The organism is Achromobacter sp. EG18, from assembly GCF_059759395.1.
On the sequence record NZ_CM186213.1, the window covers coordinates 4,829,709 to 4,845,033 of the forward strand.

Consider the following 15,325-nt stretch of genomic DNA (forward strand, 5'->3'; position numbering starts at 1 on the left):
GCCGACTTGTAGAAAATTGCGCCCCGCTCCTACACTGGGACCGGCCCGCCGCCACTGGCCGGGCCGGTTTCCAAGGAGCGCATCATGTGCCGCTGGCTGGCTTATACCGGGAGTCCCCTGCAAATGGAGAGCGTGCTGTTCAAGGCCACGCACTCGCTGATCGACCAGAGCCTGCATGCGCGCATGGGCGCCACCACCACCAACGGCGACGGTTTCGGCCTGGGCTGGTACGGCCGGCCGCCCGAACCGCCGTTCCGCTACCGCAGCGTGCATCCGGCCTGGAACGACCGCAACCTGCGCGAGGCGGCGCGCGCCATCCATTCGCCGCTGTTCGTGGCCCACATCCGCGCCGCCACCGACACGCCGGCGCAGGAAACCAATTGCCATCCGTTCCGCCATGGCAACTGGCTGTTCGTGCACAACGGCGTGATCCGCGACTATCCGCTGCTGCGGCGCGATCTGATGCTGATGATCGCGCCCGCGTATTTCGGTTCATTGGAGGGGTCGACCGATTCCGAGGTGATGTTCCTGCTGGCGCTGACCTTCGGCCTGGAAGAAGATCCGCTGCCGGCGCTGGCGCGCATGGTGGGGGCGGTCGAGGAAACCGGCCGGCGCCACGGCGTGGCACGGCCGATCAACATGACGGTCTGCGCCCTGGACGGCGAGCGCCTGATCGCGGTGCGCTATTCCAGCGAGCGCGATTCGCGCACGCTGTTCCACAACACCTGCGTGCGGCACCTGCGCGAGCTTTATCCCGACGACCCGAAGGTCGCGGCGCTGGACGACGACGCCTTCCTGCTGCTGTCCGAGCCGCTGAGCGAGATGCCGGGCGCCTGGGAAGAGGTGCCCGAATCCACCGCCATCATCGCCGGCCGCGGCCGGGTGGATCACTATCCGTTCGTGCCGGTGCCGCCGGGCGCTTGAAGCCCGTAGCGCGGCGCTGGCGTGTTGCGTGACAGCTCCGGCCCCAGGGCCTGGCGCGCGGCTTCCAGGCGTTCCAGCAGGGCCGGATCGGTCAGCGAAGGAATGGTGATGAACTCACCTTGGTCCAGGCCCGCCAGGGCGCTGCGCACCATGTCGTCCGCGCTCATCACGATGGCGGCCGGCAACTCGCTGGCCGGCCTGCCTGCCAGGTCCCAGAACTCGGTGCCGGTGGCGCCGGGCAGCACCGCCTGGACGCGCAGGCCCTTGTCCGCCAGTTCGTGGCGCAGCGACTGCGAGTAGGCCAGCACATAGGCCTTGCTGGCGCCGTAGACGCCGTTCAGCAGCTCGGGGTGCAGACCGACGATCGACGCAATGTTGATGATGGTGCCGCCACCGCGCGCCACGAAGGCGGGCGCCGCGGCCATGGTCAGGTGGGTGAGGGCGCTGATGTTCAGGTCGATCATGGCCTGCATCTGGCCGGGCTCGGATTGCAGCAGCGGCGCCACCGCGCCGATGCCGGCGTTGTTCACCAGCAGGGTCAGCGTGTCGTCCTCGCGCAGCGCCTGCGCCACGCGTTGCACGCCGTCGGCCCGGGACAGGTCGGCCGGCAGCACGCGCACGTCGCGGCCGGTCTCGGCGCGCAGGTGCGCGGCCAGGGTTTCCAGGCGTTCGACGTTGCGCGCCACCAGCGTCAGATCGTGGCCGCGCAGGGCCAGATGATGGGCGTAGCGCGCGCCGATGCCGGATGAGGCGCCGGTGACCAGGGCGCGGCCGGGAATGTTGCCAAGCGGAGTGTTGCTCATGAGATGTGCTCCGAATAGAGGGACGGCGGGTTGTGCCGGTACGCTTGCAGAGTAGAGTCGGGATGGAATATCCTCAATGACATAGAAACGTCTTTTTCGGACATACGGCAAGAACGGACGGCGCCGCCATGAAAACCATCGCGATCCTGTTGCACCCTGGGTTCCAGCTCATGAGCCTGGCGGCCAGCGCCGTCTTCGAGATGGCCAACCGGCAGACCGGCGAGCCGGCCTATCGGGTCGTCCTGGTGTCCGAGCATGGCGGCCCCGTGGCCAGTTCGCTGGGGTTCGCACAGGACACCATCGGGCTGGGGCGACGCACCTTCGACACCTTGATCGTCGCAGGCGACAACACTGCCGAAGGCGCTTCCGACAGCCTGTTGCGCGCGCTGCGCGGCGCCAGCCGGCGGGTGCGCCGCTGCGCCTCGATGTGCACCGGCGCATTCGTGCTGGCGCAGGCCGGCCTGCTCGATGGCCGGCGCGCCACCACCCACTGGTTCTATGCGCGCCGCCTGCAACGCGAGTACCCGCGCGTCAAGGTGGACGAGGACCGCATCTTCGTGGCCGACGGCCCGATCTGGACGTCAGCGGGCATGAGCGCGGGCATCGACCTGGCGCTGGCCATGGTGGAAGCGGACCTGGGGGCGGAAATGGCGCGCGCCGTGGCGCGCAAGCTGGTGCTGACGCAACGCCGCGCGGGCGGGCAGTCGCAGTATTCGGCGTTGCTGGAGCTGGATGCCAAGTCCGACCGGGTGCAGACGGCGCTGGCCTACGCCAAGGCCAACCTGAAGGCGGAATTGTCGGTGGAGGAACTGGCCCGCGCCGCGCATTTGAGCCCGCGCCAGTTCAGCCGCGTGTTCCGCCAGGAAACGGGCCAGTCTCCGGCCAAGGCGGTGGAACATCTGCGGCTGGAAGCGGCGCAGGACATGATGCAGTCCGGCCGCCACGCGGCCGAGGTGGTGGCGCGCGAAACCGGCTTTGGCGACCGCGACCGCATGCGCAAGGCTTTTCTGCGCGCGTTCGGCCAGTCGCCGCAGGCGATGCGGCGGTTGCTGCACGCCTGACGACGGCGCCGCGCCGCGGGCCCGCCCGATCAATGCCCCGTGTGCAGCGCCGGGTTCAAGGTGCCCCAGGCCGCCGTGCGCACCAGCGTCTCGACCGCGCCGGTCTGCGAGTTGCGGCGGAACAGCAGCCCGTGCTGGCCGGCCAGCTCCACGGCCTTCACCACCGCGCCTTCCGGCGTCAGCACGCGCGTGCCGGCGGTGATGTAGCAGCCGGCCTCAACCACGCAGTCGTCGCCCAGCGAAATGCCGATGCCGGAGTTGGCGCCCAGCAGGCAGCGCTTGCCGATCGCCACGACCTGTTTGCCGCCGCCGGACATGGTGCCCATGATGGAGGCGCCGCCGCCGATGTCGGTGCCGTCGTCGACGATGACGCCGGCGCTGATGCGGCCCTCGACCATCGACGCGCCCAGGGTGCCGGCGTTGAAGTTGCAGAAGCCTTCGTGCAGCACGGTGGTGCCGGCCGCCAGGTGCGCGCCGAGCCGCACGCGGGCGGTGTCGGCGATGCGCACGCCGGCGGGCACGACGTAGTCGGTCATGCGCGGGATCTTGTCGACGCCGCGAATCTCCAGGACCTGCCCGGTGGCGCGCAGTTGCCAGCGCAGCGCCTCGACCTGGTCGACGGCGCACGGCCCGGCCGAAGTCCACGCGACGTTGGCGAGCACGTTGAACAGCCCGTCCAGGTTGACGCCATGCGGCCGGACCAGCCGATGGCTGAGCAGGTGCAGCCGCAGGTAGGCGTCATGCGCGTCGGCGGGCGGGGCGTCGAGCGAGGCGATGGCGGTGCGCACGGCGACGATGTCGACCTTGCGCCGCGTGTCGCGCCCGAGCGAGGTGGGCACGTGCTCGCCCAGCGCCGCGCGGGCCTCCTCCGGCGTCAGGTGTCGGGTTCCGCCCGCCGGCGTGTGGTCGGCCAGGGACGGGCGCGGATACCAGGTGTCCAGGATGGCGCCGTCGGCGGCGATCGTGGCCAGGCCGTAGGCGATGGCGCTGCTTGCGGGGTTTTCTTGCATGGCGTGTTTTTCTGCTGGGCCTCTCTCGGCGAACATTTTAGGGCCAGTTGACCGCGGGCAGGGGCCTTGATCGCCTGTCACATTCGCCAGCCACCCTAGCGCAGATCCGGGCGCACGGCGCGTGCGCCGACGACTGAAACGACAATGGGAGGCCGCCATGGAGAATGGGCTCGAACGCGATACGGATGCGTTGCAGCGCCAAATGCGCCTGCAGGAAGACCTGATCGATAGCCTGGACGAAGAGCTGGAGATGGAACTGGACGACTGGCGGGTGGGCAATGGCGCCGCCGGCGGCGGCAGCTGGCACGCGCAGCGGCGGCTGTACTTTCGCGAGCTGTTGCGGCTGCAGGGCGAGCTGGTCAAGCTGCAGGATTGGGTGATGCATGGCGGCCACCGCCTGGTGGTGCTGTTCGAAGGGCGCGACGCGGCCGGCAAGGGCGGCGTCATCAAGCGCATCACGCAGCGCCTGAATCCGCGGGTGTGCCGGGTCGCCGCGCTGCCCGCGCCGACCTCGCGCGAACGCACGCAATGGTATTTCCAGCGCTATGCCGCGCACCTGCCCGCCGCCGGCGAGATCGTCCTGTTCGACCGCAGCTGGTACAACCGGGCCGGGGTGGAGCGCGTGATGGGGTTCTGCAGCGATGCCGAGTACGAGGAATTCTTCCGTTCGGTGCCCGAATTCGAGAAGATGCTGGTGCGCAGCGGGATCCAGATCATCAAGTACTGGTTCTCGGTGTCGGACAATGAACAGGAATCGCGCTTCCAGAGCCGTATCGACGATCCGCTCAAGCAATGGAAGCTCAGCCCGATGGACCTGGAAAGCCGGCGCCGCTGGGAGGCCTACACGCAGGCCAAGGAAGTCATGCTGGAGCGCTCGCACATTCCGGAATCGCCCTGGTGGGTGGTGCGCGCCGACGACAAGAAGAAGGCGCGGCTGAACTGCATCAGCCACCTGCTGGAACAGGTGCCCTACCAGGCGGTGTCACATGCCGACGTGGTGCTGCCCGAACGCGTCCATCACGAGGACTACCTGCGCCATCCGGTGCCCGAAGAGATGTTCGTGCCGGAGAAGTACTAGGCGGGCGCCGCCCGCGCTGCGCACCGCGCGGGCGCGTGATGCGGGCGGGCCGTGGCCACGGCCCGCCGCTTCATCGGACCGGCGTTACGCCAGTTCCTTCAACAGCAGCTCCCAGAACTTCAGGCGCTGTTCCAGCGTCGATACCAGGATGTACTCGTTCAGCGTGTGCGCGCCGTCGCCATCGGCGCCCAGGCCGTCCAGCGTCGGAATCCCCATGGCCGAAGTGAAGTTGGCGTCGCTGCCGCCGCCGGTCATCGGCGCGTCTTCCAGCAGGAAACCGGCGCGTTCCGCGTAGCCCTGCACCAGCGCCAGCAGCGCGGCGGCTTCCTCGGTCTTCACCATCGGCGGGCGATTCAGTTCCACGTCGATGTCCAGTTCCACGTCCGGGCCCACCGCGCACAGCTCGCGCATGCGGCGCAGCACGTCTTCGGCCGCGCCCATGTCGGGCACGCGGAAGTCCACCACGCAGCGGCACAGCGCCGGCACGGTGTTGGTCACGGTGCCGCCGGCGATGGTGCCCACGCTCACGGTGATGCCGCGCTCGTAGTCCGTCATCGCTTCCAGCGCCAGCACCTGGTGCGCCATTTCGCGGATCGCGCTGCGGCCCTTCTCGTGCTGCATGCCGGCGTGGGCCGGGCGGCCCTTGACGTTCAGGTTCAGCATGCCGGTGCCCTTGCGCGCCGTCACGCACTTGCCGCCGTTCGGGCGGGCCGGTTCGCACACCAGCGCGTACTTGGCGTTGGCGGCGAAACGCTCGATGTGCGCGCGCGAGGCGTGGCTGCCGGTTTCCTCGTCGGGCACCACCAGGAAGTCCACCGGCAGTTGCGTCGCGCCGGGGCGGGCGACCCCGGCCAGGGCGGTCAGCGCCAGGTAGATGCCGGCCTTCATGTCATAGCTGCCGGGGCCGTAGAGGCGGTCGCCGTCGATGCGCACCGGGTTCTCCAGCAGCGTGCCGACCGGGTGCACCGTGTCCATGTGCGCCAGGATCAGGATGCCGGGGCGGGTGTCGCCAGCGGCGCGGTTGGTGGCGTACAGCAGCGGGCCGGTGGCGGGGCCGAGCGACGACAGTTCCACCGTCAGGCCGGCCGCGGCGGCGTAGTCGGCGATGATGCGGGCCATGGCGGCGATGCCGTCGGGGAAGTTCGAGGGCGATTCGCATTGCAGCCAGCTCTGGATGCCGGCGACGAGTTGTTCAGTGCGGGAAGTGGACATGGCGATTCTGCTAGCGGGAATGAAAGGGAACGTTCAAGCGACCTGCTGGCCGGCCAGGCGCGCCAGCTCGGCGTCGCTCGGCATGCCGCCCTCGAACCACAGGCTGGCGCAGACCGCGGACATGGCGCGGCCGTCGTGGCCGATGCCGGGCACCACCTGCAGCGTCCAGTTGAACGGCACGCCGCGGCGCTCGGCTTCCTTGCGGCCGGCCTCGAAGTAGTTGTGGGCGCGGGCGAAGCGGTGCGGGCCTTGGCGCATGGCGGCCGGTTCCGACGGCAGGTTGGGGTCGTCGGTGGCGATGTCCTGGTCGCCGGCCAGGATGGTCATCGGATAGGCCAGCAGCTTGACCAGGTGGTCTTCGGTCAGGCCGACGCCGTCCATGCCTTCGGGGAACGGATAATCGAATGTCGGCAGGGTGTACCAGCCGGGGTTGCCCGCGGTCACCGCCTTGAACGGCGCGTGCGACTGGCTGCTCATCAGGCGGTGCACGAACTGGCCGCCGGCCGAGTGGCCGAACAGGTAGACGTTCTCGCCATCGGTGATCTCGGCCGCGATCATGTCGCGGATCACGTTGCCGACCAGCGCATAGGTCCAGCCGTCGATGTGGCGCGGGTTGCCGCCGGCCGAGAACACGCGGCCGTTGTTGTAGCTTTCCACGCCCGGCCAGATCTCGTTGGAGAAGGTCAGCGCCACGATCAGCAGCTTGTGCTTGTCGGCGGCCTCGACCCAGAAGTCGCGGTATTCGTCGCCGTTGCGCAGCACGCCGTGCTGCACGATCACCACCGGGCGGTCCGGCGTGTAGCCGTAGGGGCGGTAGGTCTGCAGCTTGAACGGGCGATCGGAATTGCGATCCTCGTCGATATAGGTGATGGCGTTGCGGCCGGCATGGCCCATTTCGATGGCGATGCGGTCCACGTTGGACATGTCAGAGGGTTTCATGGCGTTCAGGCGGTGGCTTCGTTCAGGTGGCAGGCCGACCAGTGGCCCGGAGAGATTTCCTTCAGCGTCGGCGCCTGCTCGCGGCAGCGCGGCATGGCGTGCGGGCAGCGCGGGTTGAAGGTACAGCCCGACGGCGGGTTCAGCGGCGACGGGATCTCGCCCTTGATCGGCGTGAACTTGCGGCCGCGGCGGGCCACGTCCGGCACCTCGGCCATCAGGGCCTGGGTGTACGGATGGTTGGCGCGCGCGAAGATCTCGGCCGAGGTCGAGATCTCGACGATCTTGCCCAGGTACATGATAGCCACGCGATCCGAGATGTGGCGCACCACGCCCAGGTCGTGGCTGATGAAGAGGTAGGTGAAACCGTGCTGCTCGCGCAGGTCCATGAACAGGTTGATGACCTGCGCCTGGATCGACACGTCCAGCGCCGCCACCGGTTCGTCGCACACCAGGAACTTGGGCGCCACCATCAGCGCGCGGGCGATGCCGATGCGCTGGCGCTGGCCGCCGGAGATCTGATGCGGGAAGCGGTCGCGGTATTCCGTGTCCAGGCCCACTTCCTTCAGGGCCTGGTCGATGCGCGCGGGAATCTCGGCCGGCGGCGCCAGCTTGTGCACCTTGAGCGATTCGCCCAGGATCTGGCGCAGGCGCTGGCGCGGATTGAGCGAGGCCTGCGGATCCTGGAAGATCATCTGCACGCCCAGCGTGTAGGCCAGCTTGTCGGCGCCGCGCAGGCGGCGGGCGTCCTGGCCCTGGTAGAGCAGGTCGCCTTCGGTCTGGCGGTGCAGGCCGGCGACGACGCGGCCCAGGGTGGACTTGCCGCAGCCGGACTCGCCCACCAGGCCGACGACTTCGCCGCGGCCGATGCGCAGGTCGACGCCGTTGACGGCATACACGGTGCGGCGGTCGATCGGGCGGCCGCCCAGGGCCAGGATGCGCTGGGCCAGGTCGGGACGCTGTTCGAAGCGCTTGTGGACGTTCCTGAGCTCGATGACAGGGGTATCGGCTTGACTCATGCTTGCTCGGCCTCGCGGGCGATCGGGACGTAACAGCGATAGCTGCGCGAACCTTCGGTGGTAACGGTGGGGGCTTGCTCGGTGCAGCGCGTGACCGCGTGGGTGCAGCGCGGCCGGAAGGCACAGCCCGACGGGCGGCCGGCCAGGCTGGGCGCCATGCCGTTGATCTGGTGCAGGCGCGCGCCCGGCGTGGTGGCGCCAGGCATCGAGTCCAGCAGGCCGCGGGTATAAGGATGGCGCGGCGCGTCCAGCACCTGTTCGACCGGGCCGCTCTCGACGATGCGGCCGGCGTACATGACCGCGACGCGGTCGGCCAGCTCGGCCACCACGCCCAGGTCGTGGGTAATCCAGATCAGCGCCGTGTTGTGCTCGCGGCAGATCTCCTGCATGCGGTACAGGATCTGGCCCTGGATGGTCACGTCCAGCGCCGTGGTCGGCTCGTCGCAGATGATCAGGTCGGGCTTGTTGAGCATGGCGATGGCGATCGCCACGCGCTGGCGCATGCCGCCCGAGAATTCGTGCGGGTAGCTCTTCAGGCGCTTTTCCGGCGACGGGATGCCGACCATGGCCAGCGCCTCGCGGCAGCGCTCCAGCGCTTCGGCGCGCGGCACGTCCTCGTGCGTCAGGATGGCCTCCATCATCTGCTCGCCGATGCGCAGCACCGGATTGAGCGTCATCAGCGGGTCCTGGAAGATCATGGCGATGCGGTTGCCGCGCAACTGGCGCATCTGCTCTTCGGAGAGCTTGCGCAGGTCGTTGCCCTTGAACTTCACTTCGCCGTCGACGACTTCCCCGGGCGGATCGATCAGCCCCAGCAGTGAAAAGCCGGTGACCGACTTGCCCGAGCCGGACTCGCCGACCAGGCCCACGATCTCGCCGCGGCGCACGGTCAGGTCGACGCCGTCGACCGCCAGCCAGGCGCCGGCCTCGGTATGGAATGCGGTGCGCAGGCCGCGCACTTCTAGAAGCGTGTCATTCATATCATTTGTCCATTGCGCCAGCCGCCAAGCATACGGAGGCCTTGCCCAATCGGGATGCCGCGGAGCCGGCTCCGCCGGTCCGCTGGCATGCCCCCTTGAGGGGGGAGCGCGAAGCGCTTCGGGGGTGGGTCATTTCCTCGGATCCAGGCTTTCGCGCAGGCGGTCGCCCACGATGTTGATGGAGAGAATCAGCAGCAACAGCGCAATGCCCGGGAACAGGCTGATCCAGTAGTCGCCCGACAGCAGGTACTGGAAGCCGTTGGAGATCAGCAGGCCCAGCGAGGGTTCGGTGATCGGCACGCCGACGCCCAGGAACGACAGCGTCGCTTCCAGCGCGATGGCGGTGGCGATCTGGATGGTCGCGAACACCATGACGGGGCCCAGGCAGTTGGGCAGCAGGTGGAACACCATGATGCGCCAGGCCGGGAAGCCCAGGTTGGCGGCGGCCTCGACGTATTCCTTGCGCCGTTCCTGCAGCGCGCGGCTGCGCATGATGCGGGCATAGTGGCCCCACTGCACCAGCACCAGCGCCAGGATCACCTTGTCGACCCCGCGCCCCAGCACCACCAGCAGCACCAGCGCCACCAGGATGGTCGGGAAACCCAGGATGAAGTCGACGATGCGCATCAGCACGGTATCGACCAGGCCGCCGACATAGGCGGCCACCAGGCCGACCGCGCCGCCCACGGCGGTGGCCAGCACCACGGCCGACAGGCCCACCATCAGGCTGATGCGCAGGCCGTACAGGATGGCGCTGAGCATGTCGCGGCCCTGGTCGTCGGTGCCGAGCCAGGCGATGCTGCCGTCCATCAGCGCCTGGCGCGGCGCCAGGCGGCCGTCCATCAGCGACAGGTTGGCCAGGTCATAGGGGTTCTGCGGCGCGAAGTAGGGCGCGAACACCACCAGCAGCACCAGGATGGCCAGCGCGATGACCGAGCCGCGCACGGTCGGGCGGGCCCGCAGTTTCTTCAGGATCGAGGCGCGCTTGGGCGTATCGGCCAGGGGCTGGACGGTACGGGTGCGGCCGGTATTGGGAGATTGAGCCATGGCGATTATTGAGCGGGGGTCACGAGCTGCACGCGCGGATCGAGCGCGGCGTACAGGATGTCCACAACCAGGTTGATGACCACGAAGATCAGGGTGACCAGCATCACGTACGCGACCACCACGGGCCGGTCGAGCTGGTAGACGCTGTCGATGAGCAGCTTGCCCATGCCGGGCCACGCGAACACGGTTTCGGTGATGGTGGAATAGGCGATCAGGCTGCCGAATTCCATGCCGATGACGGTGACCACCGGGATCAGGATGTTGCGCAGGATGTGGCGGCGCACGATGCGGCCGGGCTTGATGCCCTTGGCGCGCGCGAACTTCACGTAGTCCTGGCTGCGGGCCTCGACCACGCCTGAGGCGGTCAGGCGCAGCACCAGCGCGATGTTGGCCAGCGCCAGGTTGATGGCCGGCATGATCAGGTGCGACCAGCCGTCGGCCGTCAGGATCGACAGGCGCACGCCCAGCACCGTCACGGTGTCGCCGCGGCCGGTGGCGGGCAGCCAGCCGAGCCACACCGCGAACAGCAGGATCAGCATCATGCCCTGCCAGAAGTTGGGCAGCGAGAAGCCCAGCACCGACGAGGCCATGATGCCGCGGCCCAGGGGCTCATCGCGGTACAGGCCGGCCACCAGGCCCAGCGGAATGCCGATCACACAGGTCAGGCCGATGGCCACGATCACCAGTTCGAAGGTGGCGGGGATGCGCTGCACGATCAACTCGATGGCCGGGATGCCGTGCACGAACGAGGTGCCCAGGTCGCCGTGCAGCGCGCGCCACAGGAACCCTGTGTATTGCTGCCACACGGGCAGGTCCAGGCCGAGGCGGGCGATCATCGCCTCGCGCGCCGCCTGGCTGGCTTCGGGGCTGACCAGCAGCTCGATCGGGTCGCCCACGGCATACACCGCGAAGAAGACCACGACCGAGACGGCCAGCAGCACGAACAGACTCTGGATCAGTCTGCGTAGGATGAAAAGGGCCACGTGATATTTCCTTGGTGGGCTCGGGGTTGCAGGCGCCGCAAACGGCGATCTTAATTGGCGGGCTTGGCCGACATGGCCAGGGTGTATTGGTCGGCGCGGCCTTCGTACGCCAGGCCCTTGCGGAATGCCCAGATGCTGCTTTCGAAATGCAGCGGAATGCTGGGCAGGTCGGCCAGCGCCAGCGTCAGGGATTCCTGCAGCAGCTTCTCACGCACCGCCGGATCGACGGTGGTCAGCGCGCGCTTGAAGACCTTGTCGAAGGCCGGATTGTCATAGCCGCCGTAGTTGCTGGTGCCCAGGCCGTGCTCCTTGTCGAAGGCGCTGACCCAGTACTGCAGGAACGACGAGGCTTCGCCGGTTTCCGACGACCAGCCGCCCATGGCGAAGCTGAACTCGCGCTTGGCGCGCTTGGGGAAGTAGACCGAGCGCGTCATGGCGTCCACGGTCGTCTTGATGCCCACGCGCGACAGGTACTGGGCCACGGCCTGCGAGATCTGCGCGTCGTTGATGTAGCGGTCGTTGGTGGACGAGATGGTCAGCTCGAAGCCGTCCGGGTAGCCGGCCTCGGCCAGCAGCTTCTTGGCGGCGGCCGGATCGTACTTCAGTTCTGGCGGCGGTTGCAGTGTGCCGAACATGCCATCGGGCAGGAACTGGTTGGCCGGCGTGGCGGCGCCGTCCATGATGCGGGCGGCGATGGCCTTGCGGTCGATCGCCATCGAGATGGCGCGGCGCACGCGCACGTCCTGCAGCGGGTTCTTGCCGTCGGCGGCGCGCACCATCGGGCTGGGGCTGCGCGCCACGTCGAACTGGAAGTACACCACCCGCACCGACGGCGTGATGACGTAGCCGAAGCCCGGCGTTTCCGAAATGCGCTTGACGTCGCGCGCGGCGGGGTTCTCGATCAGGTCGAAGTCGCCGGCCAGGAGGCCGGTCAGGCGCGGGCCGGCGGCCGGCACCGGAATCAGCCGCACGTTCGGCCAGGCCGGCTTGTCGCCCCAGTAGGCGTCGTTGCGCGCCAGCTCGATGGCGCTGCCCTTGACGTACGACTTGAGCGTGTACGGGCCGGTGCCGATGGCGGACTTGCCGCTGTTGAAGTCGCTGATGGTCGGCCAGGGGCCGGTCACGCCGCAATTGTTCTTGGGCTCGAAGCGGATCGGGCCGTGCTCGACGATGCCGCTCCACAGCATGGCGTTGCGGGTCAGGTCGTTGGGCAGCAACGGGTAGGGCAGGTGGGTCTTGATGACCAGCACGTTGCCGTCGCGCACGTCGATGCTGGCCAGCTTCTGCACCACGCTGGCATACGAGCCGCCGATCGATTGTTCGTTGTGCAGCGCGCGGCACAGCGTGAAGATCACGTCATCGGGCGTGAAAGGCTGGCCGTTGGAGAACTTCACGCCGTCGCGCAGGGTGAATTCCCAGGTGGTGTCGTCCACCGCCTTCCAGGCGGTCGCCAGCCGCGGCACCAGGTTCATCTTGGCGTCCTGGCCGACCAGGGTCTCGAAGATGTGCGAGGTCATCGCGTCGTTAGGCGTGACCTGGTGGTAGTGCGGGTCCATCGCCGTGGGTTCGGACGACAGGCCGATGCGCAGCGTCTGCGGGGCCGACTGGGCCTGGGCCATGGCGCCAGCGGCCAGGGCGGCCGCCAGCGTACAGGTCGATAACGCGCTGCGAATGAAAACGTTTGCGGACATGCTGCTTCCCTTGGTGTTTTTTTATATGAGGCGCCGCGCCATCGAGGGCGCGCCGCGCGAAGAATCAGACGATGGGCTGGGCCAGCCGGACCACGGTGACGCCGGCCCGCAGGTTGGCGGTCGACGGCATGATCAGCACGCAGTCATCGTAGGGCGTGGTCACGGCCTCGCCCTCGGACCAGCCGATGACGCTGCCGGCGCGCGCCAGCGTCTCCAGGCCCTTCCAGGGCTCGGCGAAACGGAAGTCGGCGCTCTTGGCGGCGATCGCGTGGGTCACGCGCAGCGCGCGCTGGGCGCTGGCCTGGGGGGCGAACCAGGCGGCGGGCAGGTCGGCCTCGTCCACCGTGCCGGCCGCCACCAGGAAACGCGCCATCTGGTCGAGCGCCACGCTGCGCGCCTCGGGCGCGCCATGGAAGCCGCATTCGATCAGCAGCGAGCGGGTGCCGTTGTCGCCGGCCTCGCCGAAGCGGCCGTAGTCACGCATGCGCACGCCGGCGGCATGGCCGGCGTCGGCGATGATGGTGGCGGGGTTGCCCAGCGACAGGGCCAGGTCGATGTTGCGCTGTTCCATGCCGGTCAGTTGCAGCGGCACGTCGGAATTGCTCATCGAGTGGAAGTCCAGCAGCCAGTCGGCCTGCGCCACCCAGGGCTGGATGGCGGCGGCGCGGCGGCGTTCCTGGCTGATGGGCTGGGCCAGCTTGTCGTCGCTCCAGACCCGGTTCATGTCTTCGTCGACGAAGCGCGCCGGCGCGTAGTTGGCCGGATCGAAGCGGTCGAACGCGGCCAGGTTGCAGAACGCCAGCGTCAGCGAACCGCGGCGCGGGCGCAGGCCGGCGCCCAGCGCGTCCTTCAGGGCCCAGGCGCCGCACAGCTCGTTGCCGTGGACCAGGGCGCTGAGCATCACGTGCTTGCCCGGCACGCCGGAGTCGAAATGCCAGACGCCGGGGGTATCCGTGTTGCCCACGCGCTCGGCCGCCAGATCCGGACAGGCGAGCAAAAAGGGGCGCGGACGGGACGCGGTAGGGGACGAGGACATGGGAACTCCGATCAAGCGAGGGGGATTGTATAAGGGATGGCGCCCGAAGGCGGTCAGGTGGCGGTCAGGCGCTCGCGTTGCGCGGCCACGGCCGCGCCCTGTTCGCCCAGGTCCCAGAACAGGCCGGCCATCACCGCCGCGCCTTCGCGCGCCACGGAGGCGAGCAGGTGTTCGTCGGGGCCGTGCTGGCAACAGGCGGGATAGGAATGCGGCACCCAGATGGTGGGCAGCCCCAGCACTTCCGAGAAAGCGTCGTTGGGCACCGTGCCGCCCAGGTTGGGCAGCAGCGCCGGAGTCTTGCCGGTGGTGGCGGCCAGCGAGGCCACGGCCCAGCGCGCCCACGGATCATCCGGGTCCAGCCGGGTGGCCGGCGTGCCGCGCCGCACACGGACATTGACCTGCTGCAAGCCCCGCGCGTCCAGGTGCCGCCGCAGGATGCCCTCGGCCTGGCGCCAGTCGGTGCCGACCACGAAGCGCAGGTTGCAGGTGGCGCTGGCGCGTGGCGGGATCGCGCCCACCGGGTTGTCGGGGTTGCCGGTCTTGTAGGCCAGCACTTCCAGCGTGTTCCAGCCGAACAGGCGTTCGGCCAGCGACAGGCCGGGCTCGCCCCAGTCCGGGTCGACGTCGGGGGCGTCGTCGTCCTGACCCACCTGGATGTCCGCCAGCGCCTGGCGCACCGCGGCCGGAATGGCCGGGGGGCGCAGGCCATCAACCAGCAAGCGGCCGCGCGAATCCACCAGGCTGGCCAGCGCGTTCGCCAGGATGATGCCGGGATTGGGCAGCACGCCGCCCCAGTTGCCAGAGTGGTGGGCGTGGCCGCGCAGGTCAACCGTCAGGTCGAACAGCAGCGTGCCGCGCGATCCCAGGAACAGCGTCGGCAGGTCTGCCGCCAGTCGCGGTCCGTCGGAGGCGATGAAGACGTCCGCCGCCAGCGCTTCGCGCCAGGCGGCGCAGGCCTGGTGCAGGCCGGGCGAGCCGACTTCCTCGCCGCATTCCACCAGCATGCGCAGGTTGAAGCCCAGGCGCCCGCCGCGTTCGGCCCGCACCTGTTCCAGCGCGGTCATGTTGACGCAGTACTGTCCTTTGTTGTCGGCGGTGCCGCGGCCGTACCAGCGATCGCCCTCGGCCGTCAGGCGCCACGGCGCCAGGCCGGCGCGCCACTGTTCGTCGTAGCCGCGCACCACGTCGCCATGGGCGTACATCAGCACGGTGGGCAGGGCCGGGTTCTCGATGCGTTCCGCCAGCAGGAACGGCGGGCCGCCTGCGACCGGGTTGTCCTCGACGCGCCAGGCACAGCCCAGGCTTTCCAGGCGCGGCGCGATCGCCGCGCGCAGGTAGTCGTACAGCGCCTCGCGCTGGTCGGGGTTCTGGCTTTCGGTGCGATGGGCGACCAGCGTTGCCAGGTCGCGCTGCAAGGCGCCGCTCTCGGCATAGGCGGTCGCGCGGCCGACGGCCGCGGCGCGGCTGGCGCTCGGGATTGCTGCTGACACGGACTTCCCCTTTTCTGGCCGGACGCGTCAGGGGGCGTCCGGCTGGATCGTTGCG

General features: G+C 69.0%; 14 protein-coding genes. 3 read left to right on the plus strand and 11 right to left on the minus strand.

Annotated elements, in window-relative coordinates:
- Nucleotides 1-84 precede the first annotated feature (84 nt).
- On the plus strand, nucleotides 85-924 hold the full coding sequence (locus AC6CR5_RS22225) for a class II glutamine amidotransferase (RefSeq protein WP_006386776.1): 840 nt from the start codon (nucleotides 85-87) through the stop codon (nucleotides 922-924).
- On the opposite strand, the gene AC6CR5_RS22230 is transcribed toward AC6CR5_RS22225, so the two are convergent.
- Complete coding sequence (locus AC6CR5_RS22230; RefSeq protein WP_173000697.1) at nucleotides 891-1,727, minus strand: SDR family NAD(P)-dependent oxidoreductase; 837 nt, start codon at nucleotides 1,725-1,727, stop codon at nucleotides 891-893. The two genes, AC6CR5_RS22225 and AC6CR5_RS22230, sit on opposite strands and share 34 nt — an antisense overlap.
- A 128-nt stretch (nucleotides 1,728-1,855) precedes the next feature.
- On the opposite strand from AC6CR5_RS22230, the gene AC6CR5_RS22235 reads away from it, so the two are divergent.
- Nucleotides 1,856-2,788, plus strand: a complete 933-nt coding sequence (locus AC6CR5_RS22235; protein WP_054439362.1) for a GlxA family transcriptional regulator — start codon at nucleotides 1,856-1,858, stop codon at nucleotides 2,786-2,788.
- A 29-nt stretch (nucleotides 2,789-2,817) separates the two neighbouring features.
- Here the strand turns inward: AC6CR5_RS22235 and dapD are convergent, their stop codons facing one another.
- On the minus strand, nucleotides 2,818-3,798 hold the full coding sequence (gene dapD / locus AC6CR5_RS22240; protein ID WP_053499010.1) for a 2,3,4,5-tetrahydropyridine-2,6-dicarboxylate N-succinyltransferase: 981 nt from the start codon (nucleotides 3,796-3,798) through the stop codon (nucleotides 2,818-2,820).
- 157 nt (nucleotides 3,799-3,955) lie between these two features.
- Between dapD and ppk2 the strand changes: the two genes are divergently transcribed.
- Nucleotides 3,956-4,876 carry a polyphosphate kinase 2 gene (ppk2, locus tag AC6CR5_RS22245; protein WP_054443752.1) on the plus strand — a complete coding sequence of 307 codons (921 nt, stop codon included), beginning with the start codon at nucleotides 3,956-3,958 and terminating at the stop codon, nucleotides 4,874-4,876.
- 84 nt (nucleotides 4,877-4,960) lie between these two features.
- On the opposite strand, the gene AC6CR5_RS22250 is transcribed toward ppk2, so the two are convergent.
- The 9 genes from AC6CR5_RS22250 to AC6CR5_RS22290 form a co-directional block, all read right to left on the minus strand.
- A complete protein-coding gene (locus AC6CR5_RS22250; protein WP_047993053.1) occupies nucleotides 4,961-6,088 on the minus strand; it encodes a M20 family metallopeptidase in 1,128 nt (375 codons plus the stop codon).
- A 33-nt stretch (nucleotides 6,089-6,121) separates the two neighbouring features.
- The gene (locus AC6CR5_RS22255; protein ID WP_026385153.1) at nucleotides 6,122-7,027 is read right to left on the minus strand and encodes a prolyl oligopeptidase family serine peptidase; all 906 of its coding nucleotides are present in this window, start codon (nucleotides 7,025-7,027) and stop codon (nucleotides 6,122-6,124) included.
- 5 nt (nucleotides 7,028-7,032) lie between these two features.
- Nucleotides 7,033-8,043 (minus strand): ABC transporter ATP-binding protein, encoded by a 1,011-nt coding sequence (locus tag AC6CR5_RS22260; protein ID WP_020925445.1) that lies wholly within the window; start codon nucleotides 8,041-8,043, stop codon nucleotides 7,033-7,035.
- A complete protein-coding gene (locus AC6CR5_RS22265; protein WP_006386784.1) occupies nucleotides 8,040-9,023 on the minus strand; it encodes an ABC transporter ATP-binding protein in 984 nt (327 codons plus the stop codon). Before AC6CR5_RS22265 ends, AC6CR5_RS22260 begins: the two co-directional genes overlap by 4 nt.
- A gap of 129 nt (nucleotides 9,024-9,152) precedes the next feature.
- On the minus strand, nucleotides 9,153-10,070 hold the full coding sequence (locus tag AC6CR5_RS22270) for an ABC transporter permease (RefSeq protein WP_026385154.1): 918 nt from the start codon (nucleotides 10,068-10,070) through the stop codon (nucleotides 9,153-9,155).
- 5 nt (nucleotides 10,071-10,075) lie between these two features.
- Entirely contained in the window at nucleotides 10,076-11,053 is a 978-nt protein-coding gene (locus AC6CR5_RS22275) for an ABC transporter permease (protein WP_006392551.1), read from the minus strand.
- A gap of 50 nt (nucleotides 11,054-11,103) precedes the next feature.
- Nucleotides 11,104-12,744, minus strand: a complete 1,641-nt coding sequence (locus tag AC6CR5_RS22280) for an ABC transporter substrate-binding protein (protein WP_024067553.1) — start codon at nucleotides 12,742-12,744, stop codon at nucleotides 11,104-11,106.
- A gap of 64 nt (nucleotides 12,745-12,808) precedes the next feature.
- Nucleotides 12,809-13,780 carry a M14 family metallopeptidase gene (locus AC6CR5_RS22285; protein ID WP_047993052.1) on the minus strand — a complete coding sequence of 324 codons (972 nt, stop codon included), beginning with the start codon at nucleotides 13,778-13,780 and terminating at the stop codon, nucleotides 12,809-12,811.
- A 53-nt stretch (nucleotides 13,781-13,833) separates the two neighbouring features.
- On the minus strand, nucleotides 13,834-15,270 hold the full coding sequence (locus AC6CR5_RS22290) for a M20 family metallopeptidase (RefSeq protein WP_024067555.1): 1,437 nt from the start codon (nucleotides 15,268-15,270) through the stop codon (nucleotides 13,834-13,836).
- Nucleotides 15,271-15,325 lie beyond the last annotated feature (55 nt).